Below are 26,750 nucleotides of genomic sequence, written 5' to 3'. Positions count from 1 at the left end.
AGACACCGCTGTGAAGAAGATGCGCGCCCCCGGCTACAACTTCGGGGGCACCCGGGTCAGCGGGGTCGGCGACGGCACCGAACCCGACGACGCCGTCAACAAAAGCCAGCTCGATGCCGGGGTAGCATCCCGCGTGCCGGCGGACTCCACCATCACCGCCGACCCGGCCGCGCCGATGATCATCCACCGCCGCAACTTCACGATCGACCTCAACAGCCAAGAGGTCATGCAGGTGTGGGTCAACGGCGTCAAAACCATGGCGCTGAACGAATGGGGGGCGCTACGCGTCCAATCCCCATTCAGCTGGGACGCCGGAGCGCGGTTCATCGGCCACCCCACCCAATCCGGCAACGTCGTCGAGTACCAGAACAACACCCGCAACGCCACGCTGTGGGGCATCACCAAGGACGGCAACACCTACCGCAACGGCGTCGTCATGGCCCCCGTCCTCGTCCTCGCCGTCGGCGACCCCGTCCCCGCCGGAACCCCCGTCGGCACCGTCATCCTCCGCAAATAGGGGTTCCTTGTGGCGATTCTGGCCGTGTGGAACGGCGCCGGGCTCACCGACGGCGCCACCCTCACCACCACCCTCGCAGGACCCGGCGACACGCCATTCGCGCTGCGCAACGGCACCGTCCAGACCATCGAACGCATCGGTGCCGCCGACCACTCCGACATCGTGTTCGCCCAGGCCGCCGGCGCCGCATCCTGGATCGGATGGGGCCAGGCCGTATTCGGCACGACCGGCCTCGCCCAATACACACTGCGCTGGTACGGCACCTTCACCGCCTGGGCGTCCGCCTCCTTCACCGCGGCGACCGGCTTGACCGGCAACAACACCACACAGCAGTGGCGGCTCACCCTCGCCGGAACCGGAGCAGGCACACAAGCCGGACAACTACGCATCCTCACCGGAACCGGCACCCAGCTCGCCACCTCCGGCAGCGACGTCCTCCCCCTGAACGAGCCGGTACGGATCGAGATCGGCTCCGACGCAGGCGCCCTCACTGTCCGCGCCTACCCGGGGGACGCCACCGTCCCCCTCGCCACCGCCACCGCCACCGGCCTGCCGTCCAGCGGATTCGACACGGTCCGTTTCGGCCCGAACTCCTCGACCCCCACCACACCCCAGTTCCGGTACCGGCATTTCGCCGCGAGCGATACAGCGGCTCCGATCGGGCCCGTCGTCCCGCCTCCCGACGCGGCATGGACGGTATGGGACGGCGCAGCCGAACAGCCGCTCACCCTGGAGGGGGTGTGGGACGGCGCCGCGATCATCCCCGCCACCTACGACACCGTGACCTGACGATCGCATCGCGGAACCCCCATCAGATTCTCCCGAGGGGACCGTTGCCTTCAGGCGGCGGGGGAATCGGGAGCGGGAGGGCCGCCAAGGCCCGGGCGTGCCCTGACCTGTCCAGTCCGCGCGTCGGAGGTCTGCGGTCTTGGGCGTGTCGGATGTGCGGCGGCGTCATGATGACCGGGTGACCCGCCAGGTGCCCACCTCTCCCGGTGCTGCGTTCGACCTCGGCCACCGCGTGGTGCGGTGCCCGTGGTGCCGCCGCCCGGTCCCGGGCGGGCGGGTGGAGGCCCGCCTCCGGGAGCCGATCGGTGCCGGGGACCGAGGGCACGGCCGGCGGGTCGCGGCGCTTGAGGTGGTGCCCGGCTGCGTGCACCTGCCCGTCAAGGCGCAGCCGGAGAACCCGCACCCGGGTATGCGACCCCGAGGAGATGCCCATGACCTGGGAAATCCGCCACGGCGACGACCGGCGGTGCGGGTCCTGTCCGACGGCACGGTCGAGGAGATGCCGGACGGCCTCCGCGGCCTCACGCTGTTCGGCCGGTCCGCCAGGGACAGGCCCGACATCAGCGCGCTGCCGGAGCTGGCCCCGTCCTACGGCTACCTCGCGCAAGGCATCGCCGAGCGGGCAGGGCTGTGGGCCGGGGAAGGCGACTAGATCCTGCCCGACCGCCTGCCGCTGGTGTCATGCGGACCACTCCGGAGAGCAGATCAGGCGCTCGGCGCGGTGGTGATCCAGTACTGCGGCACCTCCTCGCCCGCCGTGGTGCCGGCGCATGCGTGCGAGCTCACGCTGACGGCCCGCCTCGGCTCGGCGTTTCTTGTCGGCGGCGACCTCCTCCCGCCAGTCCATGAACCGCGGCCGTTTCGAGGGTTTCCTGTCCGGTTGTTCGGGGGCAGGTTCCGGCATTGGTCCTCCTTGCTTTGTTGAGCGGGCGGCGAGGCGGTGAACTCCGCGCGGACGATCCGCCCCGCCGCCCCCTCTCGGGCATTAACCCAGCCGCGCCCAGATGTCGCGGGCGGCCGGGTCGTCCCCGCTCACCAGGGCAAGCGCCCGCTCCAGTTCCTCCCGCTCCTGGGCGGCGTAGACATCCGCCAGAGCCACACGCGCCCGCGACTCCGGCCGCGCCGCCCCCAGCCGTGTGAGAGTGGCGATCGCGGCCAGCAGCGGGCTCACCGCCGCCTGGTGGCGGCCCTGCGCCAGATGCACCTGGCCCAGATTGGTCAGGGACTGCGCGGCGAGCCGCTCCTCACCCGCGGAAGCAGCGGCGAGGTGGGCGGACTCAAGGGTCTCCCGCGCCTCGTCAAACCGCTCCAGCTTCAGCAGCGCCCGACCTTCCCGCTGCCGGGTCAGCACCACCCCGCGGACGCGGCCCGCCGCCTCATGGATGGCGCGCGGCGCCAAGATGCTCCAGCGCCTCCTCCGCCCGGTCCGTCCCCGTGGCGATCACGCCAAGCTTGCCGAGGGCAGCGGCCTGCCCCGCCTGGTGGCCGTACTCCTGCCAGAGGCTGAGCGCTTCCTCTGCGGCAGGCCGCGCGGCGGCGTAGTCCCGGGTGCCGATGTGCCCCGACGCCAGCCCGGTGAGCATTTGAGGCGTGGCCTCCGGCGTCATCGACTCCCGCGCCGACTCCAACCCGAGGGTGTAGACGCGCACCCGGTCCGCCTGAGCACCGCACGTCACGAACCATCCGTGCAGCGCCTCGGCGAACTGCCAGCCTTCCTCGGCGTGCCTGTTGTCCTCGACGGCGGCGAGCAGGCGGGTGTAGTTGCCGCTGATCCAGGTGAGCGCCTCCTGGGTGTCGGAGGCGTCGGGGGCGCCGGTCAGCGCGGCGTACAGCGGCCCGACACGGGGCGCCCGGTCGGGGATGATCCTCCAGTCGTTCTTGACCGTCTCTTCCAGCAGCGTCGCGGTGTTGGTCACAGCTCTCCATTCCGTTCCGTGCGGACATGGGCACGGGGGCCCGGCGCGAGGGCTTGCAAGATTCGCCGGACCTCCTTCCGCCCGGCCCCGCAGGGAGGAGGAGCCGGGCGGAAGGAGGGGCGCGGATCCCGCGGGATCCGCGCCCCTCCAGGGATGGCCGGTACGGCTCACTACCTCTGGCCGATGCCGTACCGGCCGCCCGCGCATCGGACCCCCTCAGGCCGACACGCGGGATTCACCTGGCGCGAGTGCGCGCCTGCTCGTGTAGTGCGGCACCGGCCGTCGGCGACCGGTGCCGCACCGCCGCACGAACTCACTTTCGTGCGGTGTGGCCGAGGGGCTCCTCGGCCGCCCGCCCGCCGGCGCTTCCAGACGTGATTGAGATCGCCGGTGTGCGGGGGGTGGGACGGCACGGCGGAGTACACGCCTTTCTTCCTCCGCCGCGCCGCGCTGTTACCGCCGGGACCTGGTCAGGTGGTCCCGGGGGGTTTGGTGGCGGTCCCGACGAGCAGCCACGGCACCGGCGCGGGCGGGAAGGCTTCGGGGTCGGGATGCCAGTCGGTCACCGGCACCAGGCCCGGCTCATCCACCGTGCCGAACGCCTCCAGCATCGCCGCGATCTCCGCGGCCGGCCGCGGGTACACCGGCGCTGACGTCTGCTTGTAGATGCTTTTGCCCTCTGCGACCGTGCGGGGGTCGGCGCCGTCGCTGGTGCCGTGCGACAGCACCAGGCGGCTGCCGGGCGCGAGCCGGTCCGCGAAGCACCGCAGCACCTCGTGGGGGTCGGCGAGGAAGTGTAGGACGGCTACGGCGATCAGCGCCACGGGCTGCCTGTAGTCGATCGTGTCCCGCACCACCGGGTCGTGCAGGATGGTGAGCGGCTGACGGATGTCAGCGTGGAGCATCACCACGCCTGTGCCCTTGAGGATCGCGCGCCCGTGGGTGACCGGCACCGGGTCGTGGTCCACGTAGACGACCTTGGCGTTGGGGTTGACCGCCTGGGCGACTTCGTGGACGTTCTCCTGGGTCGGCAGGCCGGACCCCAGATCGATGTACTGGGTGATGCCCGCGTGGGTCAGGCGCCGCACCGCGCGTTTCAGGAACGCGCGATTCAGTTGTGCGGCGGCCTTCACGTCCGGCATCAGCCGCATGAGTCTCTGGGCGGCTTCGCGGTCGGCCGGAAAGTTGTCCTTGCCGCCCAGGAGGGCGTCGTAGATGCGGGCGACGTTCGGAGTGGACGCGCTGAGGGGCGGGCCGAGGTCATGGAGCTCATCCACGCGGGCCTCCCGCGTCGAGCTCGTTCAGCCCGTCCCGAAGTTTGATCAGCAGTTGGTCGGTGATGGGGGCCAAGGTGATGCTCCCCAGAACGGATCTGCTCTCGGCGACCAGACGCACTTCCTGCATAGTGAGAGGAGCTGTGGCGGGGGCGGACGGTGGCTCGGCCCGGAGAGGCTCGCGGCCGTACACGGCGGCGAGAGCTTTGCCGCCGGCGCGTCTGACGGGCGCGGGCAACCGATGTGCGCGGAGCAGGCGGGCGAATCTGGCAACGGAGGGAGGTACCGCGGCTCGCTCGTCGGCGCTTTGTCTTACGGGGCTGAAGGCGCGTTGTCTATGACGCATCCTCAGCCCCGGGAATGAGGTAAAAAATTTTGGCGGCGGACACGGGACGACCGTAACTCTTCTGTTGCACGGTGTCATTGACAGTTTGGTCTACCGCCCGCCGGAACTGTCAATGGCGTGCGAAATAGCAGGCTGGGGCCGTTTACCCGGTGATGGTCAGCGCTTCGGACAGGGCCCGCATTTCCGGGGTGAGGCTTCGGCGCCGGTACACAATGCCGTCCATAATCCGTCGGGCGTAACGCTGTTTAAGCAGCCATTCGGGCGATGTGCGGTATATGTCGTGCATTACCGCTGTCGCCTCGGTGGGGCGTTTGGTGGCCAGCAGGGCGTTGGCGATGTCGAGCCGGTGCCGGTTCCGGCCGGACCCGTTCACGTGGAGCAGCTTCTTGGGGATGCGTTCGGCGACCGTCAACACCTTGTCGTACTTGTCCCCGATCGAGGCGTTCTCCGCCACGATCATCTGCACGGTCGCCGGGCCGAAAGTGTTATGGGTGGAGCTGTCGGCTTGGATCTCGCGCCCGATCCGTACGGCGGCCGCGCGCGCGAGCTGGATGGCGTCCTCGGCCTCTCCCGGCCGGTTGTCGCGTACCGCCGCACCGGAGATCCTGATCAGCAGCCTGCCCCACAGCGCCAGTTCCGCCGTGGTGGCCCGGGAGAACCGGGGTTCGATCGCGTCCGCCCATTTGACGGACAGCTCGCGGGCCTCGGTGAGGCGGCCGTGCCGAAGCTGCATCCAGCCCAGCGTCACAACCGCCGCGGCCGCGTCGAGCCGGTCCTCGGCCGCGTCGACGGCCTGCTTCAGCGTCATCTCCGCCAGCGCGTACTGGTGAGTCTGAACGAACATCCATCCAGCGACGTTCAGCAGCCGCGAGCGCGGGGTGCGTACGTCGTCGAGGGCCTCGACATCGCGTATCAGCCCGGGAAGCTCCAGGGCCACCTCCCGGTAGCGGTTCTCGGCGAGCAGTGGCTTGAGGGCCCTGAGGCGACGTTGGATGTCGTCCAGGGAGGGGTCTTCGTTCACCGGGGGCAGGGTCCCGTTCAGGGCCTGCTCGACGGGTTTCCATACGTGGTCGATCAGAGTCTCGCTTTCGGCCTCGCGGAGAGAGGAGGCGAAAAGTTCGCTGGTGTTGGTGCGCAGGGCGCGAGCCAGCTTGTGCGCGGTGGCCATAGTGGTCTCGGGGATTATGCCCTGTTCGATTTTGCTGATAAGGCTGGCCGATACGCCGGCCTGCTCGGCCAGTCCCGTCTGGCTGAGACCGCATCGTTTGCGGAGCGTCCGCACCCGTGCGGCGAGGGTGTTCTGCGTGTTAACGTCGGACATGCTGGCCCTGCCTTCTCCCTGGTAACCGACATTCCCAGGCTAGATGTGCAGGGCTCGTTTACGTTAGGGGTTTGCCCGTTATTCCTTGTCGTTTTCCGGCCGGGCGGATATCGCGACCTCGCCACACGCCGCGGGCGGGCCGTAGCCGAACTCCGCGTCCGCGAGACACTGTCCGTCTAGACCGATCAACGATCAAGGCGAAGGAGACCGTCGGATGCGCATCGGCGTCACCGGACACATGAACCTGACCGGGCCCACAGCCCTGCTGGTGTCAGAGGCGCTCCAACGCCATCTCACCACAATCGGCGGTGACATCGTCGGCGTTTCCTGCATCGCCCGCGGCGCCGACAGCCTGTTCGCCGAGGCCGTCATCGAGGCCGGGGGGACCCTCGAAGTGGTGCTGCCATCCCGCGACTACCGGGACACGAAGGTCAGGCCCGACCACGCCGACCAGTTCGACCGCCTGCTCGGCAAAGCGGTCGTGGTCCACACCATGGACCACGACCACGCCGACCGCGAGGCGTACGTCGCGGCCAACGACGCGCTGCTGGGGGCGGTGGATCAGCTCGTTGCGGTGTGGGACGGTGAGCCCGCCGCCGGGCGGGGCGGCACGGCGGACGTCGTCGCCGAGGCGCACGCCCGCGGGATACCGGTCACGGTCATCTGGCCCGAAGGCGCCACACGGGAATAGACCCGAGTGATCAAGGATTAGAGGCACCCTGCCAAGGACGGCGGCAGCGAACTCTCCGCGTCCACCAGCTCGATCCCCAGCAGCTCCCCGGTCTCCGACCAATGCAACACAGCCAGAAGCACGTCGTTCTTGTCACGCGCCAGGGACCGGGAGGCCGACTCCTCCCGTCTCTGCTCAGGCGTGAACGCGATCCACGCTCCGCCAGCCTCCTCCAGCCGGACGTAGCCCACGCCGCGCCATTCAACGTGAGGCTGTCCCGCAGACGGAGGCGGGGCCGACAGGCGTAGAGGCGCCGGGAGCATCTCGCGCGCGCCCAGCAGCTCGACACCGCGCAGTCGATTGCCGGCCGACCAGTCCACCGCGGCGTGCAACACCTCATCGTCGTCTTCGATGTGGGACTGGTGGGCGATGCCTCCCGGCGTCCGCTCGGAGGTGAACGCGAGGTATCCGACGTCGGTGTCGGGGTCTGTCTCCCAGCTCGCGTAGACGGGGATCTCCCAACGGGCGAGGGATTTACTCATGAGCCGGGACCCACGGTGACGATGCCCGCGCGGTCGTTGATGACCGCCCAGATCCTGCCGTTGGAGAGCCTCCAGGTGCAGGGGGTGTGCCCGGGGCGGGTGCGGGCGTTCCTGTCCGCCACGAGGGCTTGCACCTGGTCCTCGCCGATGCGGTGTTCCGCAAGCCTCTGGCGGGCGTGGGTGGTGTAGCCGGCTATGTAGGTGGGCCGCTGGCCGCATCCGTCGTTCGAGGGTTTTCCTCTCGGGGGCCGCGGTTTGTCCGCGACCGCCGATGCCGCGATGTGCTGGTCTGATGCGGTTGCGGGGGGCGCGGCTACGGCTGTGCCCGCGATGAGGAGTGGGATGAGGAGTCCGAGCGCGGCACGCTTGAGCATGGTGGCGGTTCCCCTTTAATTCGACGCCGTTAACTACGAAGCGCCATCGATCCTAACTGTAAGTGTCTGGGGTGGGGGAGTGTGTGAATCCCTAGACACCTTCAAGCCCCGAACGCCTGTTCGACTTAGTGTTGAGGTATGCCCAGTTCAGACCTGCCGCCGCTGCCTCCGCTGGTGGCCTACAGGCATCGGCCGGCGTGGCTGCGCGCATGGTGGCTCACCGACCTCGGCGTGTGGCTGGCCGACATCTACTGGGCCGACAGCAGACCCGAGCCGGACACACTGGACAACAGGATGTTCATCGTGGAGCGGCGGGTGCCCGCAGAAGAGGTCGCCCGCGTGGACGGCCAGGACTACAGCCGCGTGCCCCGCCGCCACACCTGATGCTCAGTACGGCGTGGGCCGCAGGCCCGCGCCGATGCCTCAGCCCCAATATGCCTTGGGGGAGGGAGACCGCTCCGGGGTGCGCCATTGCTCGGCGTATTTCACTGTTTCCGCCCAGACCTCCAGCGCCGTTCTATCCACGGTCTCCTTGAGGTGTTCAAGGAGGTTCTGGCCCCGGCGGCGCGCGGCGATAATGTAGTCGAGGGCCTTTTCATCGGTGCTGGCTATGGCATATTCCGGCCACAGCAGGCCAAGCCACTCATGCAGCGGGACACTCCCCGCCGTGTTGTGCCACTCGGTGACGTAGTCCTCGAAATCCTCGGACGTGGCCTGCCCGTCGAGGACATCTTGGATGAAGTTTTCGCCTATGGGTCTGGTTCGGTGGACGGGCTCAGGCTCTTCACCGGTCGGCATGTTGAGGTCGACGTCCGGGTTGAGCCATTCCTTCTGGAACCGTCGCTGGGCCAGGTCCCACAGCCTCCAGGCCGTGAGGTCGGCGTCCTTGCGCTCCGTCACGTATTGGAGCAGGTTCTGGCCTTGTCGGCGTGCGGCGACGACATATGGGAGCACCTCGGGCTCCCTGTACCACATGATGTTCTCTGCCCACAGCATCCCGACCGCATTATGGAATTCTTCATCTTCTGGCGGGAATTCCTCCCAGGCAGTTTTGAAGTTCTCGTAGTCGTCTATCGATCTGCGTCCATCTAGAACGTCTTGAACGAATGTCATCTACTATCCCTACCATTTAGTCTTCGGGCGGTGCGTCGGGACAGCAGGCTTGTAGGGCGTGCCGTTCACGGGCTCAAGGCTACCCGCGTGCTTCCTGGTCTTCTTGTTGAACCTCTCGATGTCTCCGTGCAGGTAGTCCCACTCGTACACATATTTGTCGTCGTGCCTTGCCCCTGCTTTGAAATTCCGGAGCCTGTTCCAGAACGGGGAGGTCGCCGGCGACTTGGAGTTCACGGTCCTGCCGCTGGGTGCCGGCTGGGGGGCAGCCGGGGGCTGGTTCCTCGGCGGTTTCGGCTTCGCCGGGGCGATGACGCTGCTCGCGCTGGCGTCTGCGGCGGGAGGGTGGAAGCCGGCGGGGGCGAGCAGGAGCGAGGCCAGGCACGCGGTGGAGGAGAGGACGGCGCGGATGCTCTTGCGCATGGGAGTCTCCTTCGGACACATGTCAGCGACCACACAGCGGTTACTGTGTGTGCTGGATCAACTCCGCATTGAACTGCTGATCGTGTGGAGTCTGAAAGTGTCCAGAAGGGATCATTGCTCTACCGGAGCGGGCGGCCGGGACGGCGGTCACAATTCAGACCCTAGCCGTCCGACACCCTCCTCACGCGGTTGATCAATGCGGGGACACCAGCTAGATCAACATCGTGCAACGATCGCGACACGCCCACCAAATCAAGCCGTTTCTGCATCAGGAACCTGTAGGGTCGGCCACCATGAGTACGAATTCGAAGGGTGGACGACCGAAGAAGGACGGAGTGCGTGGCAGCCTCCGCGTCGGGCAGGACGTCTACGACGAGGCCAAAGAGGTCTGGAAGACGCTGGGGTTCGAATCCCTCAGCGACTACTTTGGTTTCACCGTCTCACTGGCCCACGGGAGGTGGGACACCTTCGGATTCGCCGACGCCGAAGAGGCCGCCGATTACTTGACCTCGCTCATGCGCGGGCAGGTCGTCCTGCCTCCGCCGCACCTTCGCCGCTCCGGCAAGGTGACGCCGAAGCGCCGGACCCCTCAGCGGGCCGCGCGGCTGCGCGCCCCGCATTCCGCCCAAGAGGCCCTGCCGGTCATCGACTCGCACGCCGCCGCGTAGCCGTCCCACGGCAACGCGAAAGGAGCCAGAAACTCTCACATGACACCGCCGCCCTGGCGGACCCCACACAAAAAGCAGAGAGCCCCTGCGCCCTTCTACCGCCAAGCAGAAACGCAGAGGCCCTCTCACAGGAACATCCGGCCCGGCGCCGGTCCTAGCGGCACCCGCACTTTCGTGTGAGTGGACGCTGGGGCCTTCGACGTGCCGGTGTCCAGAAGTCTCGGAGTCAACAATAATGCATTGCTCCGCGGCTCTGCCACTCGTGCCCGATTTCGGCGTGTCGCAATCGGGTTGGCCCGGCATTGCCGTATCCTCCGACAACCCCATACCCCAGCCCCGCACCGCGGAACCAGCACCCGGCGTCGTGACGGCTGCCCGCGAATGGGCAGCGATCGCACCCCGCATCGGGGCACGCGGCCGTGTCCGCATCGCCCGCAACGGCCACGAATACCGCGACGGCGAACGCGCCCTCACCATCAGCCTGCCCCCGTACGCCGCCGCCGTCTACATCTACGAGTACGGCAAGACCCGCCTACTCGCGGGTGACTTCGATGTGAAGGCGGCCGTCGCCGCCGGCGCCACCGACCCGGCCGCGCTGGTCGCCGCCGAGGCCGCGGACTTCGCCGGGTTGATCCAGATCTGCGGTGGCCACGGATTCGCCGACGTCGCACCGACCGGCGGACGCCACGCCTACGTTCCGTTCACCGAGACGATCCACCTGGGGGAGATGCGGTGGATCGTCCTCGCGCTGGCCCGCCGATACGTCACGTTCGACCCCAAACCGATGCTGTCCAACGAGGGCCTCATCACCGTCCCCGGGGCGCTGACCAAACGCGGCGGCCACCGCCACCTCACCACCCCCCTCGCCCACGTCGAGCATGTGCTGGACCACCCCAACGGGTCCGGCGTGTGGGACGACCTGTGGGCCGCCCTCGCGCCCGAGATCGAGGCCGCCGAGGCCGACCTGCCCGCTCGCGCCACCGCGGCATCCCCCAGCGCCCTCCCGTACGCACCCGCTCCCGGTGACAGGGGCCCTGCAGACACCACACGCGCCAGGGGAACGCCGCACCTGGTGCGCGTCGACGACAACGACGACTCGTGGCTGCCCCGCGCCGACGGCCCCCTACCGGCCTTGTCCCCGCGCCTGGAGGACATCGCCCGCACCGGCCGCTACCCGCAAGGCGTCACCGGCGCCGGGGTCTACCGGTCGGACTCCGAGGCCCGCCAGGCGGTCGTCTCCGGCGCGGTGGCGTGCGGCTGGCGCAAGGAGCACTACACCGCGCGCCTCAACAGCGGCGCCTGGCCAGGACAAGCCGCTTTCTACGCCCGGTACCGCACCGAGCGGCAGCGCCTGGACGCCATCGATCGCGACTGGCAAAAAGCCGTCACCTGGCTATCCGAACGTGAGTTCGACCGCGATATCCACACAAGGGGGCCTGCCCACCGGGGGGGTTACCAGGTCGTGCTCGCGGGCGGCGTCGAATGGGACATCCGCCGCATCACACCCGATACCGAAAAACTGGGGGAGTACCGGAAGCTCCGCGCGTGGGACTCGGCTCTCGCTGCGGCGATCAGGGCGGGACGATGGAGGGGGAAGAAGGCCATCACCTACTGGCGGGTGCTCAGCGCGATGCTCAAGGCAGGGCAGCTGTCGGCGAACACGGTCATCGGGTTCGGAGTCCGCAGCCTCGCCCTCGCGGCGTGCCTGGACGAGTCCACCGTCGCCAAGGCCTTGCGCGACCTGCGTGACGAGCCCGACGCGTTCGTGGACCACGTCGCCGCCCACCACGGAGAGTGGCCTGACTACTACCGGCTCATCGTTCCGCAGGCGTACGCCGAGACCGCGGCGTGGCGCACATGGCGGCCCGGTAAACTCGGCGGGCTGCATCCGGTATTCCGCGAGCTCGGCGGGCCGGCCGCGCTCGTGTACGACCGGCTCGACGCCGCGGTGCCGCTGCGCACCATCGACATCCAGACCGAGACCGGCCTGTCGGCCACCGGCACCACCACGGCGCTGCGCACCCTCGGTGAGTACGGCCTGGCCGTCAAGCGCGACGGCGGCTGGGTCCGCGGCCCCAGCGACCCCGACAGGGTGGCCGAGCAGCTCGACATCCCCGAACGCCTCGCCCAGCTCGTCGAGAAGTACCGGCAACAGCGCGTCGAATGGCGCAAATGGCTCCAGATCGCCGAAGCGAACCATTGGGGCCTGAACAACGCCGGCGGGGACCTTGGCGACCATCCGATCCCCTTGCAGCAGGTCGCAGACGCGGGCCCGCCGCCATGGATGGAAGACGAGCCCCACGGCCCGCCGAACTGTGTGCCCACTGCCTGGTTCTAGAGAGGCAGCGCCACCTGCCACGGAAACGATCATTGTTGGCGTACATGTGCCGATTGGGTGGGCAGATCACGTTCGATCGGCGCTCGGGAGGCCAGGTGACGAAACAGGACAGGTCCGTAGGCTCACGAACCAGGAAGGGCAGAAGCTGCAGCGGGTCGTCCCGGCGCGGCACGACCAGCACGGTGCGCCACCGGGGGCGATGCTCCTGCTCGCCTTGGCCGGTAGCAACATGGTGCCCGTTATCTCCAGTCTCGTGCAGGTCGATGAGGACACGGTCCGCGATGTGAGTGGTGCATCGAGGCGGTGACCAAGCCGCCCGAGACCAGCCGACGTTGCGTTAGCGGCCGGCGAGCCTGGACGTCCTGCTCGGGAAGGCGGACCGGTGACGACGGCAACCGGAGCGCGGTTCCCCGGCCTTGGCACTCAGCGTTGAGGTGTTGGCTTTGTGGACGAGGTTCCTTCCTCGCGCGGAGCCCACACAGCTGGCAGGCCACCCGGCTGAGCCGAGATGCGATCGTGTCGCGGCTGCTCGCACCGCCGTTCCTCGCCCAGACGTCCGCCGCGGATCGGTGTAACCGGAACCTGCCCCTGCTCGTCGACGCCGCGAATCTGAGCGGCGCGGACCTGCGCGGCCTGGACCTGCGCGGCCTGGACCTGCGCGACGCGAACCTGAATGACGTGGACCTGCGCGGCGCAGACCTACGCGGAATCAGTGGCGTGACTGAGCAAGAAGTGCGGGCGGTGGCCAAAGTGGATCAGGACACGAAGTTCCGCTGATGGAGCCGGACCCGACAGACCGGCGATTCAGTCCGGTTCGGCCGCCATATTTTCGCAGGTGGCGAGCTATTGCCCTGAACCTACTTTGGGGCTGGGGACATCTTCGGTGGCGGGGGCCATACCGGATCGTGCGCCTGCACTCTCAGTCATCTCTGCCACGGAGAGTGCTACCGCTAATTTCTGCACTCATCCTCCCCGGAGGCCGGCCCTGCCATGAGGTTGCCCGCGTGCTCGTAATCGAACGCAACGTGCGCGGATTTGCGCTGCCCGCTCAATCGGAGTGAGACGCAAGCACTCCTTTCTTCCTAGCTTCCTTCACGTGCCTCACAAGCACGCCGCAACACCGAATGGACGACACTCAAAATTAGAGATATATTCTGAGTGAATTTCCGGCCGTAAGCGGCGTGTCGGGGTTTTGTGCACGGAAGGAACACCACCCATGACCAGCAGCGGGAACCCCAGAGCGAAACCCGCCTACGCGGGACTCATCGCGCTCATCGCCCAGATGCGGCCCGACTGGGACGCCGACCAGATCACCGACGAGATCGTCGGCTGCCCCTGGAACGAACAGCTCATCTTCACCGCCGTACGCGCCACCCGCGAGGACGACGACCGGCTCCGCGGTGTCGCCGACGCGCTCATCAAGACCCCGTCGCAGCGGGTCCCGGTCACCGACACGCAGCGGAGCGCCTACGCCGACCACGTCCGCCGCCTGCTCGCCCGCAACCGGACCACCACCGATGAGTGACCGCAACGACCGCGACGCCCTCGCCCTCCACCTCGTCGGCGTCGCCTCGATGCTCGCCTGCACCGTCCGCGACGACGGACCCGACGCCGCCGCCCAGATCCTCACCGACCTCACCAGCGAGGAACGTGACGCGCTGCCGGTCGTCCTCGCGGCGATGATCCCCGTCGACGTCCCCACCCTCGACCTGCTCGCCTGGCACACCCACCCCGAAACCGGTCCGGCCCAGCGGCTCGCCAAGGTCCGCCGACTCGACCGCAAGACCCGCCGCCGTCCCCTCGCCGAATGCGGCAGCCACGCCGCCTTCAACCGGCACAAAGCCCGAAACGAACCCCCATGCGAAGCATGCGAGATCGCCGAACGCGTCTACCAGCGCACCCGCAAACGGGCCAGCAGGAAGAAGGCGGGATGAGCGGCCACCCCACCCAGTACACGCTGCCCGCCGCGCCCGGCCTCGACCCCGGCGGACGGCACTGGCCCGGCTGCGAACGCATGCACACCGCCTGCGCATACCAGCTCGGCCTCACCCACGGCCGCCAGCTCGCCGACCTCGACACCACCGACGCCGAACCCGGCAAGCCCTACAGCCGCTGGTTCGCCGACGGACTCCGCCGACTCGACGACGAGCAGGCCGCCCGGCAGGAAACCGAAGACCGGCAGCTCCTCGCCGACGCCTGCGCCGACGAAGCCGACGCCATGCAGCCCACCGTCACGACCACCGCCGGAGGCCACATCACGCACATGCGCTGGCACCGCAACCCCTGACACCCCGGAAGAAAGGCCCACCCCATGGCAGCCCCCACCCGCCGCAAATCGTCCGCGTCGGTCCCCGCCGCCGCCGTCGCCGCCCTGTCCCTCCTCCTCACCGGCTGCGCCGACGAGTCCACGGTCACCGCCGACTGCGTCATCCGGCAGGCCGACGGCACCTACAAGGTCGTCGACGACGACAAATGCGACCGCGGCGGCAGCAGCTCGTCGTCGTTCGTGTGGATCTACGGCGGCACCCACAACAGCTCCACCCGCCGGATCACGGGCGGCACCATGACCAAGCCGTCGAACAGCAACATCTCCACCCGCTCCGGGAAGGTCATCACCGGCGGGTTCGGCGGCAGCGGCAAGTCCGGAAGCGGCTCCTGATGCAGCGCATCCAAGGCCGCGCCCGTCCCGGCTGGCAGCACATCGTCGAATCCCAGGGCCTGGCGTTCCACACCGACCTCTCCGCCACCGCCCGCCCGTACTGGGACGAATCAGTCCACTACACCTTCTCCCTCGCCGAAGTCGAAGACCTCGAAGACGTGGTCGAAGAACTGCATGCCATGTGCATGGACGTCGTCGACCACGTCATCCGCCACAACCGGTTCGACGAGTTCGGCATCCCCGACTGGCTCCACAAGCCGATCGCCGCCTCCTGGAAGCGGCGCGACCCGCACGTGTACGGCAGGTTCGACTTCTGCTACGACGGCCGCGCCCATCCCAAGCTGCTGGAGTACAACGCCGACACCCCCACCAGCCTCGTCGAATCCGCCGCCATCCAGTGGCACTGGATGACCGACACCCACTCGCAGGCCGACCAGTGGAACAGCATCCACGAACGCCTCGTCGACCAATGGCGAAGAACCGGCCGCACCCTCCTGCATCTCGCCTACACCGGCGAGGAAACCTCAGGTGAGGACGCCCTCAACACCGCCTACATGGCCGAAACCGCCACCCTCGCCGGCATCGACACCCACATGCTCACCGTCGAGCAGATCGGCTTCGACACCGGCCAGCTGCGGTTCGTCGACAACGAGCGCCGCCCCATCGACGCGCTCTTCAAGCTGTACCCGTGGGAATGGGCGGTGGCCGACGAGTTCGGCCCGGCCGCCGTCGAAGCCCAACCCGACACGCCGTGGGTGGAGCCGCTGTGGAAGATGCTCCTGTCGAACAAGGCACTCCTCGCCCTGCTGTGGGAGCTGTTCCCCGGCCACCTCAACCTGCTGCCCGCCTACCTCGACGGCCCCCGCGACATGCAGTCCTACGTCGCCAAACCGCTACTCGGCCGAGAAGGCGCCTCCATCAAGATCGTCACCCCCGCCGGAACCACCCACCAGAGCGGCGACTACGGCGCCGAAGGCCACGTGTACCAGGAGTTCTGGCCGCTGCCCGACTTCGACGGCCACCACCCCGTGCTCGGCGCGTGGGTCGTCGGCCACCAGCCCGCCGGCCTCGGCATCCGCGAAACCCGCGGCCTGATCACCGACAACACCTCATCGTTCGTCCCCCACCTCATCACCTGAAAGAAAGGAGGGGTCCTGCGCGTGACCGCCACCCACGTCGACGGCATCGAAGTGGTGTCCGACGAGCCCACCCCAAGCCCACTCAACGGCCCTATCCGGACGGTGTACTTCACCCGCATCCGCACCCTCGTCCTCGCCGACGCCAGCAAGGTGTACGGCTGCACGGAATGCGACTACACCGACCCGATGGTCGGCAAGGTCCGCACCCACCTGTCGTCATCGCACACGGCCAAGCCGAAGACGCCGGATCCGATGTCGCACCTGATCGCGGACGCCGCCCGCGCGGTCGCCCGCCTGGAGCAGCAGCGCGACTCGTGGAAAGCCCGAGCCCTGGCCGCCGAACGCTCCCTGCGCGCCATCAGAAAGGTGATCGCCCCGTGACCAGCCTCATCACCATCTTCACCCACACCGACGGCGACAACGACCAGCTCGAAGTCACCCGGCACGGGGACCAAACAATCATCCGCGTCCTTTCCGAGGACGGAGTCCGCAGCGCAGTCTGCTTGGACACCCTCGAACTCGCCGACAAACTGGCGCTCGTCCTGCTGACCAGAGACGACCGCACGCCGTCCCGCCCCACCAGCAGCAGCTACGGCAGGCTCGTCCCCAACGGCCGGTCCGTCGAACTGCACACCGTCTGCGACTGCGGTAAGCCCGGCGTCCGAAGCGCGCCCGCCCACATCGCCGCCCAAATCGCCACGCACCTCGCGCGGATGGCCGCCCACGCCGCCTCACACCCCGACCCCGCCCACGTCGACAAACTCGTCCAGGCCATGCGAGACATCCACCTCGCCCACGACGCGCCCGTCCGCGACGAGGAACTCGCCACCGAGCTGCTGCGCCGCTTCAACCTCACCGACAAGAACACCCAGTGATCACCCTCTCCACCACGGTGTACCGGCTCGCCCGCGCCGCCACCACCCCCGGCAACCCGGCCGCCGTCACCATCACCACCAACGGCGGCGGCAACCGGTACGCCGCATGGCCCTACGGCTGCGCCCTCATCTCCCCACCCGCGTGGGAAGCCCTGGGCCGCCCCCACGACGGCGCCTGGAGCATCCTCCCCAACACCGCCCTCACCCCCCGGCGGGCCTCCGAAGGGTTCACCGTGGACGCCGCCGCCCGCATGCTGCCCCTCCTCGACCACACAGCCGACCGCAGCCGCCTCCGAATCGCTGCTGGCCCCGTGGCAGAACGCCTTCCACACGCCCCCATGGCAGACCGGCGGCCGCAGCGGCGCCCTGGTATGGGCACACGACGAGACCCGCCGCGGCTCCGCGCTGCTCCTGCCCGTCCTCACCTCCACCATCCCCGCCCCACCACAAATCGGAGCCGCACCCCCATGCCCACCCCAATAAACGCCTTCACCGAGACCGGCGCCCTCCTCGCCATCCTCAGCGACGACCCCAGCGAGGCAAGACGGCTCATCACCGACATGTCCCCCTCCGAGCGCGTGACGTTCGCTGAACAGCTCACCCGATTGCGGGACATGCTCAGCGACTACTGCAAAGTGTGCGACACCCTGACGCCACTCTCCGAGAGCTTCATCATCGACGCCTTCTCCGTCGACCACCGCCACGTCTGCCGGACATGCGCCGAGGCAGCACGAGCCCGCCGCGAGGGTGAGGCACCATGAGCACCCGCACACAGATCGAGTGGACCGACACCACGTGGAACGTCGCCTCAGGCTGCACCCGCGTCTCGGAGGGGTGCCGCCACTGCTACATCGAGCGGACCCCGCCGTTCCGCATGGCCGAGAGACACTTCAACTCACCCGAGATCGGCGCGTCGACCGGACTGGTCCTGCACCCGGAGCGGCTCGACGCTCCGCTCAAGTGGCGCAAGCCCCGCCGCGTGTTCGTCAACTCACTCGCAGATCTGTTCAATGAGGACATCCCCGGCGAGCACATCGCTCAAGCGTTCGGACGTATGGCGGCCACCGAGCGGCATGTCTTTCAGGTGCTCACCAAACAGCACGCCCGTATGCGGTCACTACTCAACGACCGCGAGTTCCAGAAGGAGGTGTACGAGCACGCATGGGCGTACGACCAGGACGGAAAGTACGACCCCTATGACCGCCCCGACGACTGGTGGCCACTCCCCAACGTCCATATCGGCGTGAGCGTGGAGAACCAGCAGTGGGCCGATACCCGAATCCCCGCCCTGCTCCAGACCCCGGCCGCGGTGCGCTGGATCTCCGCAGAGCCGCTGCTAGGGCCGATCGACCTCACCAAGACCCTGCCGCACAACTGCTCTCCGCTCCGCCCCTGCCCGCGACCGATCCAGCGGATCAACTGGATAGTCGCGGGAGGCGAGTCAGGCCCCGGCGCACGACCAGCCCACCCCGACTGGTTCCGCAGCCTGCGTGACCAATGCGCCGACGCAGACGTGCCATTCCACTTCAAACAGTGGGGCGAATGGGCACCCGTCGGCCCCCTGTACGGCGACACCGAAGAAGCCGACAACGCCCACATGGAAGCCGTCGCCCTCGAAGTCCACGGACGCCGCGAAGTGATCCAGCTCGAATCCGACGGCTACATCGCCGTCGGCCACCAGCCGTCCGATCCGCGCACGTGGCTGATGGCGCGCGTCGGGAAGAAGAACGCCGGCCGCCAGCTCGACGGCCGCACCTACGACCAGTACCCCAACCCTCATCCCTCGCAGGAGCAGCAGTGACGACCTCGCAGGCGCTCGCACCCAACCCCTACAGCCCGTACGCCACCGCCGACCCCGCCACACGGCACGTGTTCCCCGCGCTGTTCGGTATCGCCCCGCAGCCGAACGTGCTCGCCCTGGCCGCGTGCGAGCAGCTCGCCGTCGTCCCCGCCGAGCCTCTGATCGACGCCGACCCGTCCGCCCTGCCCGCGGGCCTGTGTCCCACGTGTGTGGACGCGGTGAAGGACTGCCCGCCGCCGCGCCGCGGCGGCCAGGTTGCCGCTTGCCGGTTCTGCGAGATGCAGACCACTCACGATGGGGCGGTGTGCGCGCTGTGCCGCCAGGAGTTCCACGACGACTGGCAGCGGATCCGCCCCCTCAGCGACACCACCCCCGACGGGGCCACGCCGATGCGGGTCGGCGTGGCGAGGCCCGAACAGGTCGCGGCCGGGGCGAGGCTCCCGGACGGGGCCCGGCTCGTCGACGACACCACCCCGTTCGCCAACCCGTTCACCGTCGAATGGGCGATAGGCAACCAGCTCGCCCTCCAAGAAGACGACGCCCGCATCCACGTCGTCGACCTGTACCGCAAGTGGCTCACCCTCACCGACGCCGACACCAAATGGCCGCACCTGGCCGAACGGCGAGCGCACATCCTCGCCCGCCTACCTGATCTGAAGGGCCGCCCCCTGGCCTGCACCTGCGACGCGGACAAGCCATGCTGCGGCGATGCGCTGCTCGACCTCGCCAACCGGGACGGTGAGCAGTCGTGACGGCGCACCTGTGGGAGGTAGACCACCCCTTCTACTGCGCGATGGCGCACGAGGGCAACTACTTCAGCAAGGACGTCCACAGAGGCGGCGATGTGGGAGCCGCTCACCCTCACCCCGTAGACCCGCCCCGGGGCGGCGCGGAAAACCCCGCCGCCCCGGGGCACACCTACCCCAGGAAGGCGAGACGCCCTGTGGATCTGCTCACCGCGTTGAACATCCCTTTCAACCACCTGCCGGCCGACAAGCAGGCCAAACTCGCCAAGGCGATGACCGAGGCCACCCTGCGCGACAACTACATCAAGCCCCGCGCCCGCTACCACGGCTGGCTCCTGTATTGGACATGGAATAGCAAGCACTCCCCGAAGGGGTTCCCCGACCTGGTGCTGCTCCATCCGGTCACTGGCAAGCTCCTGGTCCGCGAGCTGAAGAAAGCCGGGAACCAGAAGCGGTACAGCCCCACCGTCGACCAGCAGAAATGGCTCGACGCGCTCACACTCGCCGGAGTCGACACCGCCGTCTGGACTCCGGCCGACTGGTATTCAGGCCGGATCCACCGCGAACTCGCCACCGGCGCCAACCCCCTCACGCCGCCGTCGCCCTAGAAGTCACTCAAGCCATACCGTGTACCCTCATCAGGTGGGGTAGAACGCCGCCCCACGTGCCCGCCGAGAAGAACAGTGGAGGAGGGCACCCCGACCGACCGCACCCCCTGCGAGGAACCGCCGTGACCACCCCGCAAGACGCCGACCGCATCCTCACCGAGCTGCGCGGCAAGCCGTCCAGCACCGACCGCGTCCGTGACGCCCACCGCGCCGTCACCGACGCCCTCGGCGCCGGCAGAGAACAGCGGAAAGCGCTCGCGACCGCAGCCTGGGTACTGCACCACCGGCACGGCATCTCCAAACGCCGCGCCGTCGCAGGCAGCGGGGTCCAGGTCTACACCGTGTTCCCGCCCCCCTCAGCGCCGGCCGACGCCGAGCAGGAGGCCGAGATCGTCGCGCAACTGCCCGACTGGGACCACGACGAGGCGACCCGCCGCCGCGACACCGCAGCCGCCCTCCTGCACACCCTCAAACTGCTGGAAGACGGCGCCCGCGAAGTCCGCCGCACCGACATCGCACACCTCTACACCGGCCAGCTCGACGGCCGCCAGCACGAGATCACCGACATCAGCGCCGACCTCGACATCGAGGCGTCGACGATCCGCGGCGACCTGAAAGCCGCCGACGTCCCGCTCCGGCCGGTCCATCGGTTCCGCACCGCCACCCCCGGCGACGCTTCCGCCACCCTCGGCGAGATCGCCCGCATGCTCGGCGTGCCGCGCCTCGTCCTCAAAGAACGCATCCGCTACTGGAGCGCCCCCGAACGCGCACGCCACGAGCAGGCGTTCCCCGCCGACGGCCGCACCGACGACGGCCACTACCGGCCCGGCCCCGTCCGGCAGTGGTGGCAGCAGATGCCCGTCGTCGCAGCCGCCCCGGCAGGCATCTCCCTGCGCCGCGCCGCCGAACAGGTCGGAGAACCCTACGAGTCCGTGCGTAGCGCCGTGCAGCAAGCCGTCGACAAGGGAGAACTCACCTCTGAGGTGATCGCCGCCGACGGCTCCGTCAACCCCGCCAAGTTCACGGCCTGGTGGAGCCGACGCAAAGGACTGACGACCCTGCCGAAACTCTGCGCTCAGGTCGGGACCGGCATCAAGGCGTTCCGGCTCGCGATCCGCGCCGCCGAAACCGACGGCACCTTCCCGGCGGAGGCGCGGCCCGGCGGAGGCGACCTGTACGACGGGCCGAAAGTCCTCGCCTGGTGGGCGGACCGGACCCGCGGCGTGTCCCTGGTCGACGCCGCAGGCGAACTGGGCACCACCCCCGAACGGCTGCGCTACCAGCTCCGCAAAGCCGAAGGGCGCCTCGGCACCCGCGAGGGCACGGGCCTGCCGGCAGGTGTCCGCCTCGACAACGGCCGGCTCGACCTGAAAGCCGCCCGCGCCTGGTGGAACACCCTCGACACCTAAAACCCGGACCGTCCCTGCGGAGCCGATCAACCCAGCAGGCGCGGCCCAATCGCCGAACCGGGACATAACCCCTCACCGTCCGCCACGCTGCCGATCATGGCGCACGCGGCGGGGGGCAGGTGGACGGCGCGCCCGCGACACACGCGGGCCGCCCTCCCATCCGCATCCCGCCACAGCTCACCCAGGCCCGCGGACCAGGTCCACACACCATCGGCGGGCCGCACGTGACGGCCCTGCTCGTGCCGCAGCCGCACACCCTCCCACGCGGCGACTCCCAGATCGCCTCCCGGATGCTGTCGGACCTGATGGGTTACCCGCCCGAGGTCCGCCGTCGCACCCTCGGACTCCTCGCCGCCGGAGATCTCGTCCAGATCCTCGCCGTCGCCGGCCGGGAACTCGGCACCCCCTACAGTCTGTGGTTGGGAGACCCGGTCGGGTTCGTCGAGCAGGTACTCGGGGAGCGGCTCTGGTCCAAGCAGCAGCAGATCCTGCATGCCATCACCACCCACAAGACCGTCGCCGTCCCCGCCGGGTTCGGCCTCGGGAAAACTCACCTCGCGGCGCGTGCGGTTCTGTACTGGACGAGTGTGTATCCGGTGGGGACGGCGCTGGCGATCACCACGGCGACCCGCATGCGGCAGGTGTACCGGCAGATGTGGCCGCACATCCGGCGCGCGGTCGCGCGGGCGAACCTGCCGGGCTCGTGCGACCAGGTGCAGTACAAGATGACCGACCGGCACGGCGTCGACGTGGTGGTCGCCTACGGATTCACCGCGGTCGAGCACGACGAGTCCGGTATGCAGGGGATCCACGAGAGCAATCTGCTGCTGATCGTGGACGAGGCGGGCGGTATCGGCCCGGTGATCGGACGCTCCACCCGCAACCTGCTCACCGGCAGCAACGCTCGCATGCTGGCGATCGGGAACCCGCCGACCGACCAGGAACGATCGTGGTTTGAGAAGCTGTGCGGGGACGGAGACGATTACCGCTACCCCCAGGTGACCACCATCCCCCTGGCGGCCACCGACTCGCCCTCCGTGACCGGCGAACGCATCAGCGACCAGGTGTGCGGCTGCCCCGCCGGCGAGCAGGGCCACCTTGTGTCCTCGCATCTGGTGGATCAGGAGTGGATCGACGGGGCGATCCGCGACCACGGCCCCACCTCGCCGTACGTCATCGCCAAGGTCCACGCCCGCTTCCCCCGCGGCACCAAGGACCAGATGATCCCCTCTGACTGGGTGGACGCCGCCGCCGACCAAGAGGAACCCGAAGGCGACGAATGGGTGCGGCTATGCGACCTGGATCTGCCCGAGGAGCAGGACGAGTGGGTGGTGGGTTACGGCGCGTGGATCCGGCTCGGGGTCGACGTCGCCTCCGACGGCGGCGACGAGTTCGTCATCGCCCGCCTGGTGGGGGACCTGGCGACGATCGAGCACTTCAGCGCCGGCGCCGACAACGCTGACGCGGTCACCGTAGCCAACCAGGTCCTGCGGGAGATCCACCGTGCCGAAAGACTGCGCCTGCGCCTCCGCACCAAGGCGCAGGTGAGGGTGAAGATCGACACCATCGGCGTCGGCTGGGGCGTGGTCAGCCTCTTGCAGCGGTGGCGGCAGGAAGGAATGCACGACGCGGAGATCGTGCCGGTCAACGTCGCCGAGGAGCCCGGCCGGTCCGCCGACTCGGAGCTGCTACGCCCCTACATCAAACGCGACGAGATGTGGATCGCCGGCCGCACCCTGCTCCAGCCGGACCGAGAGGGGCGGACACGGCTCAGACTGCGGGTAGACGACAAGACCAAGGCTCAGCTCAGCGGCCCGAAGAAACTCGACCGCTCTACCGGGCACACGCAGGTCGAGCCGAAGAAAGCGATGCGGAAGCGGGGGCTGCCCAGCCCCGACCGCGCTGAAGCCCTTCTGCACTGTCCGTACGAGCCGGCGCCGAGGAAGCCGAAGAAGCGGGGGCGTCTGCTGGTCGGATGACCGGGCGACGCAGAGCAGGCCACGCTGGTTGACTCTGGTTTTGGATCGTTACAAACTTTCTGTCCGGGGTGGCGGAAAAACAAACAAGCTGAAGATCGTCGCCGCCGTTTACTGCCTGTCTTTGTGGTGGTTAGCTGATCGGCACGGCTTACGGGCCTTAAGAGCACCTCAAGGACGTGTCACCGTTTTGTGTCCGCGCCCGCATGCGGTGTCCTTTCCCCTCTCCCGAAGGGAGTGCAGTTGACGACGACGAAGACCGATATCCCCGGAGTGCATGAATATGTGGCCGCGGCGACTCTGCCGGTCACCGATAGGCAGGCCCGCCAGATCGCGGTGACCCGCCGTTCGTTCATGGTCGCGGAGAAGACGTGGTGCATAGCCCACGAGGTGTACTGCGAGTGGTGCCGGCTCGGCTGGGAGGAGACGACCGGGATCCCCTGCCCGGGCCGGCACAGCGAGCACCTCATCGGCGGCAACGGCCCCAAGGTCCGCGCCAAGCGCAAGCAGCCCGCCCTCGGGACGACCGCCGCTGAGATCGCCTACCGGCAGCGCACCACCCTGGGCAACCTCTACGGGTAGGTCCAAGCCAGACGCAATGCTGTCCTGCCTCCTAGCCTGCCCCACCGTAACCAGGCAGGCAGGAGCAGGCTTTGACACCACTCGACGCACGCCGGCGGCGCGACCTGGCCGCCATCGCGCTCATCGCCCTCGGAGCAACGGGCCTGCTGATCGTCGCCTACCAGGCGCACCCGCTGCTCGGCTGGGCCGGGGTCTCGGCCTTGGCCCTGGTGGGCGGGCTGCTGCTCGGCAGCGGGCAGTGAGGCGGCCGTGTTCCTTCCCTCCCTGCGCCGCGACCGTACCGGTGGCCGGCTGGAGACCAAGAGCTGGGAGGCGGAACCGTCCGCCTGGTCAGGGATCATCGCCCGGCTGCGTGACCCGCGCCGGGCATGGCCCGTCGAACGCGCCGTCGCCGAAGGCATGGAACGCGTCGTATGGGTTTTCAAAAGCGTCGACGCCATCGCCGGGCACGCCTCCGCGCTGAAGATCCGCCGCGTCAAGGTGAAACCGGACGGGGAGCGCGAGGTCGTCGAGGACGACCCGCTCGCCCGCCTGCTGAACAAGGCTCGTCTGAACCGGCTGGAGAAAGGCCCCCAGTTCCGCAAACGCCTGTCGGGGCAGGTACTGCTGTCCTCGCGCGGGACGTTCGTCGAGCAGACGCTGAACCGGCGGGGGCAGCCGATCGGGCTGGACCTGCTGCCGCCCGGCCGGACCCGCCCCGTCCCCGGCCGCGGCGGCGACCTGCTGTCGCATTTCGAAACGACCGGCCCGGACGGGCTGAAGTACGCGATCGACCCCGAACGGGTGCTGTGGTTCCGCGACCCCCACCCGCTTGATCCGTACCGCGGAATCACCCCGATGGAGGCCGCCGGCCTCAGCGTGGACCTGGACTTCCTCGCCCGCCTGTACAACGCGACGTTCCTGCGTAACGACGGCCGCCCGGGCGGTGTGATCGGCATCGACGGCGAGGTCGACGACCACGAGATGCGCCGCCTCAACGACGTGTTCGGCAAAGGCGCCCACGAGGCCGGGAAGCTGACCGTGCTGCAGGGCGACCTGTCGTATGTCGATCTGGCGTCCAAGCCGCGTGACATGGCGTACGCGGACCTGGCCCGCATCTCCAAAGAGGAGATCCTCGCCGCGTTCGGCGTCCCAGAGAGCGTGATCGGCAACGCGTCTGGCCGTACGTTCGACAACGCCGCCGCCGAGCTGCACAACTTCTGGACCATCACGATGCTGCCGCATCTGTCGCTGCTGGTGACGGGGTGGGACTCAGACCACGACGACGGCACCGAGTACGAGTTCGACACCGACGGTGTGGAGGTGCTGCAGCGGGCGAAGGCCGCGCGCAGGGTCGAGGCGCGGGAGGAGTTCGAGGCGGGGCTGATCTCGGCGGACGAGTACCGCGCCATCGCCGGGTACGACCCGGTGGAGTTGCCGCACACGCGGGCGCTGTGGCTGCCGCAGGGCAAGAACGCGATCCCGACCCGCGAGGAGGACGCGGTGGCGCTCGGGATCGCCCCGCCCGAAGGCACCGACCCCGACAGCGCCAAGGCGACAGCCGGCAGCGAGGAGGGCGGCGCGGCGGGCGGGGAAGGCCGGCCGGGGGAGCGAGGGGCGATAGCCAGGCTCCAAGACCTGTTCGACCAGACCGGGCAGGACGGCGACGCCGAACAGGAGGAGGAGAACGCTCCGCCGGAGCGCAGCGAGACCAAGACCGAAGGGGGGGCGCAGGAGCAGCTCGCGGTGGCGCTCACGCAGCTCGGCACACGCTTCGTCGAACGCACCGTCAAGCGGTTGGAGTCTCCCAAACTGCGCAAGCACACGCGGCATTTCGCGGCCGAGTACAAGATCGACACCCGTGTGGGTGAGCAGCCGCTGGATACGGGCCGGATCGTGCCGGTGGAGGCGTGGCGCGGCGAGGCCGAGCTCACCGCGCTCCCGTCTCTGGTCTCCGCGGTGCCGGGCGGGAGCGTCGATGACCACCAGGCCGCCGCGAAGGCTGCCGCGCAGGTGGCGGAGGAGTTCGCGGGTCTGGCGGGCGGGGTGGCGGAGACGGTGGCGCGGCTGGACGCGGGAGGGGAGTCCATCAGCGGCATCATCGCCGCGGTCCGCGCTGTCGACACCCACGCCTGGGCTACCGCGACAGCCCGCCGAAACCCCATAGACGCCAGTTGAAATTATGGTTATATTTCGAGTGTAAATACGGCAGCAAGCGGCGCTGCTGTGGAAGGAGCCCCCCGTGAAAACCTTCATCGACGAAAACGGCGTCACCGCCACCATCACCCCCACCGACGGCGACGCGATCCGCCTCAACCTGCAAATCCCCATCCCGCTCGACGTCCTCCTCGCAACCGTCCACCTGCCCACCGCAGCCCTCCCGAAGGCCACCCCCGGCAGTGTCCACATCGCCGTCATCACCTGGCCGCTGGGCAGCCGCCCGCCCGCCGTCATCGCGGCCGCCAGCCGCGACACCGCCCACATGCAGGCGGTGTCGCGGCTCCGCGCCCTCGCCGAAGACGGATCGATCGACGACGAAGCCGGGTACCGGGCGTTCCTCATCAACCACCCCCACACGCCCTCCGACCCCGGCCAGGCCAAAGCATGGCTGGATGCCTACGACCTCGCGGTGTGGTCGCCGAAGGTCGCCATCGACGAGATCCCCCTCACCACCTGACCTGACCCCGC

35 protein-coding genes are annotated in these 26,750 nt (G+C 68.9%); 25 read left to right on the top strand and 10 right to left on the bottom strand.

Annotated features, from left to right (window positions below; genetic code table 11):
• Positions 1-10 precede the first annotated feature (10 nt).
• The 3 genes from BLQ73_RS20310 to BLQ73_RS20300 all read left to right on the top strand — a co-directional run bounded on the left by BLQ73_RS20310 (position 11) and on the right by BLQ73_RS20300 (position 1,958).
• The gene (locus BLQ73_RS20310; RefSeq protein ID WP_093172232.1) at positions 11-517 is read left to right on the top strand and encodes a hypothetical protein; all 507 of its coding nucleotides are present in this window, start codon (positions 11-13) and stop codon (positions 515-517) included.
• Positions 518-526: 9 nt separating this feature from the next.
• Positions 527-1,306 (top strand): hypothetical protein, encoded by a 780-nt coding sequence (locus tag BLQ73_RS20305; RefSeq protein WP_093172230.1) that lies wholly within the window; start codon positions 527-529, stop codon positions 1,304-1,306.
• A gap of 178 nt (positions 1,307-1,484) precedes the next feature.
• On the top strand, positions 1,485-1,958 hold the full coding sequence (locus BLQ73_RS20300; protein ID WP_093172229.1) for a hypothetical protein: 474 nt from the start codon (positions 1,485-1,487) through the stop codon (positions 1,956-1,958).
• A 27-nt stretch (positions 1,959-1,985) separates the two neighbouring features.
• Here BLQ73_RS20300 and BLQ73_RS20295 read toward each other — a convergent pair whose 3' ends face one another.
• The 6 genes from BLQ73_RS20295 to BLQ73_RS20275 form a co-directional block, all read right to left on the bottom strand.
• Positions 1,986-2,210: a hypothetical protein gene (locus BLQ73_RS20295; RefSeq protein WP_093172227.1), complete on the bottom strand. Its 225-nt coding sequence runs from the start codon at positions 2,208-2,210 to the stop codon at positions 1,986-1,988.
• Between the two features lie 81 nt (positions 2,211-2,291).
• On the bottom strand, positions 2,292-2,705 hold the full coding sequence (locus BLQ73_RS20290; protein ID WP_176955564.1) for a tetratricopeptide repeat protein: 414 nt from the start codon (positions 2,703-2,705) through the stop codon (positions 2,292-2,294).
• On the bottom strand, positions 2,683-3,222 hold the full coding sequence (locus BLQ73_RS20285) for a tetratricopeptide repeat protein (protein ID WP_093172223.1): 540 nt from the start codon (positions 3,220-3,222) through the stop codon (positions 2,683-2,685). The genes BLQ73_RS20290 and BLQ73_RS20285 overlap by 23 nt, the downstream gene beginning before the upstream one ends.
• Positions 3,223-3,692: 470 nt before the next feature.
• Positions 3,693-4,499: an SAM-dependent methyltransferase gene (locus BLQ73_RS20280; RefSeq protein WP_093172221.1), complete on the bottom strand. Its 807-nt coding sequence runs from the start codon at positions 4,497-4,499 to the stop codon at positions 3,693-3,695.
• Complete coding sequence (locus BLQ73_RS34665) at positions 4,492-4,626, bottom strand: hypothetical protein (RefSeq protein ID WP_275936303.1); 135 nt, start codon at positions 4,624-4,626, stop codon at positions 4,492-4,494. Before BLQ73_RS34665 ends, BLQ73_RS20280 begins: the two co-directional genes overlap by 8 nt.
• Before the next feature lie 358 nt (positions 4,627-4,984).
• Positions 4,985-6,163, bottom strand: a complete 1,179-nt coding sequence (locus BLQ73_RS20275; protein WP_093172219.1) for a helix-turn-helix domain-containing protein — start codon at positions 6,161-6,163, stop codon at positions 4,985-4,987.
• A gap of 214 nt (positions 6,164-6,377) precedes the next feature.
• On the opposite strand from BLQ73_RS20275, the gene BLQ73_RS20270 reads away from it, so the two are divergent.
• Positions 6,378-6,854 carry a hypothetical protein gene (locus tag BLQ73_RS20270; RefSeq protein ID WP_093172217.1) on the top strand — a complete coding sequence of 159 codons (477 nt, stop codon included), beginning with the start codon at positions 6,378-6,380 and terminating at the stop codon, positions 6,852-6,854.
• 17 nt (positions 6,855-6,871) lie between these two features.
• On the opposite strand, the gene BLQ73_RS20265 is transcribed toward BLQ73_RS20270, so the two are convergent.
• Positions 6,872-7,375 (bottom strand): hypothetical protein, encoded by a 504-nt coding sequence (locus tag BLQ73_RS20265; protein ID WP_093172215.1) that lies wholly within the window; start codon positions 7,373-7,375, stop codon positions 6,872-6,874.
• A complete protein-coding gene (locus tag BLQ73_RS20260) occupies positions 7,372-7,749 on the bottom strand; it encodes a DUF4258 domain-containing protein (protein WP_093172213.1) in 378 nt (125 codons plus the stop codon). Before BLQ73_RS20260 ends, BLQ73_RS20265 begins: the two co-directional genes overlap by 4 nt.
• 138 nt (positions 7,750-7,887) lie before the next feature.
• Here BLQ73_RS20260 and BLQ73_RS20255 point away from each other — a divergent pair, with 138 nt between their 5' ends.
• Positions 7,888-8,133: a hypothetical protein gene (locus BLQ73_RS20255; RefSeq protein WP_093172211.1), complete on the top strand. Its 246-nt coding sequence runs from the start codon at positions 7,888-7,890 to the stop codon at positions 8,131-8,133.
• Positions 8,134-8,172: 39 nt separating this feature from the next.
• Here the strand turns inward: BLQ73_RS20255 and BLQ73_RS20250 are convergent, their stop codons facing one another.
• Together BLQ73_RS20250 and BLQ73_RS20245 are read right to left on the bottom strand one after the other, a co-directional pair.
• Complete coding sequence (locus BLQ73_RS20250; protein WP_143020345.1) at positions 8,173-8,862, bottom strand: hypothetical protein; 690 nt, start codon at positions 8,860-8,862, stop codon at positions 8,173-8,175.
• A gap of 9 nt (positions 8,863-8,871) precedes the next feature.
• Positions 8,872-9,282, bottom strand: a complete 411-nt coding sequence (locus tag BLQ73_RS20245) for a colicin E3/pyocin S6 family cytotoxin (protein WP_176955563.1) — start codon at positions 9,280-9,282, stop codon at positions 8,872-8,874.
• A gap of 335 nt (positions 9,283-9,617) precedes the next feature.
• Between BLQ73_RS20245 and BLQ73_RS20240 the strand changes: the two genes are divergently transcribed.
• From BLQ73_RS20240 to BLQ73_RS20145, 20 genes are all read left to right on the top strand, one after another.
• Positions 9,618-9,950, top strand: coding sequence for a hypothetical protein (locus BLQ73_RS20240; RefSeq protein WP_093172205.1), 333 nt, complete (start codon positions 9,618-9,620; stop codon positions 9,948-9,950).
• A gap of 364 nt (positions 9,951-10,314) precedes the next feature.
• On the top strand, positions 10,315-12,288 hold the full coding sequence (locus tag BLQ73_RS20235; protein WP_093172203.1) for a hypothetical protein: 1,974 nt from the start codon (positions 10,315-10,317) through the stop codon (positions 12,286-12,288).
• Between the two features lie 516 nt (positions 12,289-12,804).
• Positions 12,805-13,065 (top strand): pentapeptide repeat-containing protein, encoded by a 261-nt coding sequence (locus BLQ73_RS34165; RefSeq protein ID WP_245691219.1) that lies wholly within the window; start codon positions 12,805-12,807, stop codon positions 13,063-13,065.
• A 439-nt stretch (positions 13,066-13,504) separates the two neighbouring features.
• Positions 13,505-13,813: a hypothetical protein gene (locus BLQ73_RS20220; protein WP_093172201.1), complete on the top strand. Its 309-nt coding sequence runs from the start codon at positions 13,505-13,507 to the stop codon at positions 13,811-13,813.
• The gene (locus tag BLQ73_RS20215; protein WP_093172199.1) at positions 13,806-14,222 is read left to right on the top strand and encodes a hypothetical protein; all 417 of its coding nucleotides are present in this window, start codon (positions 13,806-13,808) and stop codon (positions 14,220-14,222) included. The genes BLQ73_RS20220 and BLQ73_RS20215 overlap by 8 nt, the downstream gene beginning before the upstream one ends.
• Positions 14,219-14,575: a hypothetical protein gene (locus tag BLQ73_RS20210; protein WP_093172197.1), complete on the top strand. Its 357-nt coding sequence runs from the start codon at positions 14,219-14,221 to the stop codon at positions 14,573-14,575. Before BLQ73_RS20215 ends, BLQ73_RS20210 begins: the two co-directional genes overlap by 4 nt.
• Before the next feature lie 24 nt (positions 14,576-14,599).
• Complete coding sequence (locus tag BLQ73_RS20205; RefSeq protein WP_093172195.1) at positions 14,600-14,947, top strand: hypothetical protein; 348 nt, start codon at positions 14,600-14,602, stop codon at positions 14,945-14,947.
• Positions 14,947-16,086 (top strand): glutathionylspermidine synthase family protein, encoded by a 1,140-nt coding sequence (locus BLQ73_RS20200; protein ID WP_093172193.1) that lies wholly within the window; start codon positions 14,947-14,949, stop codon positions 16,084-16,086. The genes BLQ73_RS20205 and BLQ73_RS20200 overlap by 1 nt, the downstream gene beginning before the upstream one ends.
• 21 nt (positions 16,087-16,107) lie before the next feature.
• The gene (locus BLQ73_RS20195) at positions 16,108-16,467 is read left to right on the top strand and encodes a hypothetical protein (RefSeq protein WP_093172191.1); all 360 of its coding nucleotides are present in this window, start codon (positions 16,108-16,110) and stop codon (positions 16,465-16,467) included.
• The gene (locus BLQ73_RS20190; RefSeq protein ID WP_093172189.1) at positions 16,464-16,961 is read left to right on the top strand and encodes a hypothetical protein; all 498 of its coding nucleotides are present in this window, start codon (positions 16,464-16,466) and stop codon (positions 16,959-16,961) included. Before BLQ73_RS20195 ends, BLQ73_RS20190 begins: the two co-directional genes overlap by 4 nt.
• Positions 16,958-17,722, top strand: coding sequence for a hypothetical protein (locus tag BLQ73_RS34660; protein ID WP_093172187.1), 765 nt, complete (start codon positions 16,958-16,960; stop codon positions 17,720-17,722). The genes BLQ73_RS20190 and BLQ73_RS34660 overlap by 4 nt, the downstream gene beginning before the upstream one ends.
• A complete protein-coding gene (locus BLQ73_RS20180) occupies positions 17,719-18,762 on the top strand; it encodes a DUF5131 family protein (RefSeq protein WP_093172185.1) in 1,044 nt (347 codons plus the stop codon). The genes BLQ73_RS34660 and BLQ73_RS20180 overlap by 4 nt, the downstream gene beginning before the upstream one ends.
• Complete coding sequence (locus BLQ73_RS20175; protein WP_093172183.1) at positions 18,759-19,514, top strand: DUF4326 domain-containing protein; 756 nt, start codon at positions 18,759-18,761, stop codon at positions 19,512-19,514. Before BLQ73_RS20180 ends, BLQ73_RS20175 begins: the two co-directional genes overlap by 4 nt.
• Positions 19,511-20,116, top strand: coding sequence for a VRR-NUC domain-containing protein (locus tag BLQ73_RS20170; RefSeq protein ID WP_093172181.1), 606 nt, complete (start codon positions 19,511-19,513; stop codon positions 20,114-20,116). Before BLQ73_RS20175 ends, BLQ73_RS20170 begins: the two co-directional genes overlap by 4 nt.
• 122 nt (positions 20,117-20,238) lie before the next feature.
• Positions 20,239-21,525, top strand: a complete 1,287-nt coding sequence (locus BLQ73_RS20165; RefSeq protein ID WP_093172179.1) for a hypothetical protein — start codon at positions 20,239-20,241, stop codon at positions 21,523-21,525.
• A gap of 224 nt (positions 21,526-21,749) precedes the next feature.
• Positions 21,750-23,504 (top strand): hypothetical protein, encoded by a 1,755-nt coding sequence (locus BLQ73_RS20160; protein WP_093172177.1) that lies wholly within the window; start codon positions 21,750-21,752, stop codon positions 23,502-23,504.
• Between the two features lie 240 nt (positions 23,505-23,744).
• Positions 23,745-24,083 carry a hypothetical protein gene (locus BLQ73_RS20155; RefSeq protein ID WP_093172175.1) on the top strand — a complete coding sequence of 113 codons (339 nt, stop codon included), beginning with the start codon at positions 23,745-23,747 and terminating at the stop codon, positions 24,081-24,083.
• A 71-nt stretch (positions 24,084-24,154) separates the two neighbouring features.
• Positions 24,155-24,325, top strand: coding sequence for a hypothetical protein (locus tag BLQ73_RS32565; RefSeq protein WP_176955562.1), 171 nt, complete (start codon positions 24,155-24,157; stop codon positions 24,323-24,325).
• Between the two features lie 7 nt (positions 24,326-24,332).
• Positions 24,333-26,240, top strand: coding sequence for a phage portal protein (locus tag BLQ73_RS20150; RefSeq protein ID WP_093172173.1), 1,908 nt, complete (start codon positions 24,333-24,335; stop codon positions 26,238-26,240).
• A 64-nt stretch (positions 26,241-26,304) separates the two neighbouring features.
• Entirely contained in the window at positions 26,305-26,739 is a 435-nt protein-coding gene (locus tag BLQ73_RS20145; protein ID WP_093172171.1) for a hypothetical protein, read from the top strand.
• Positions 26,740-26,750: the final 11 nt, after the last annotated feature.

Origin of the sequence: Sinosporangium album, assembly GCF_900100605.1 — a bacterium.
GTDB classification, from domain to species: Bacteria; Actinomycetota; Actinomycetes; order Streptosporangiales; family Streptosporangiaceae; genus Sinosporangium; species Sinosporangium album.
The sequence above is the reverse complement of the archived record's forward strand: the minus strand, read 5'-3'. Positions and strand labels throughout refer to the sequence as shown.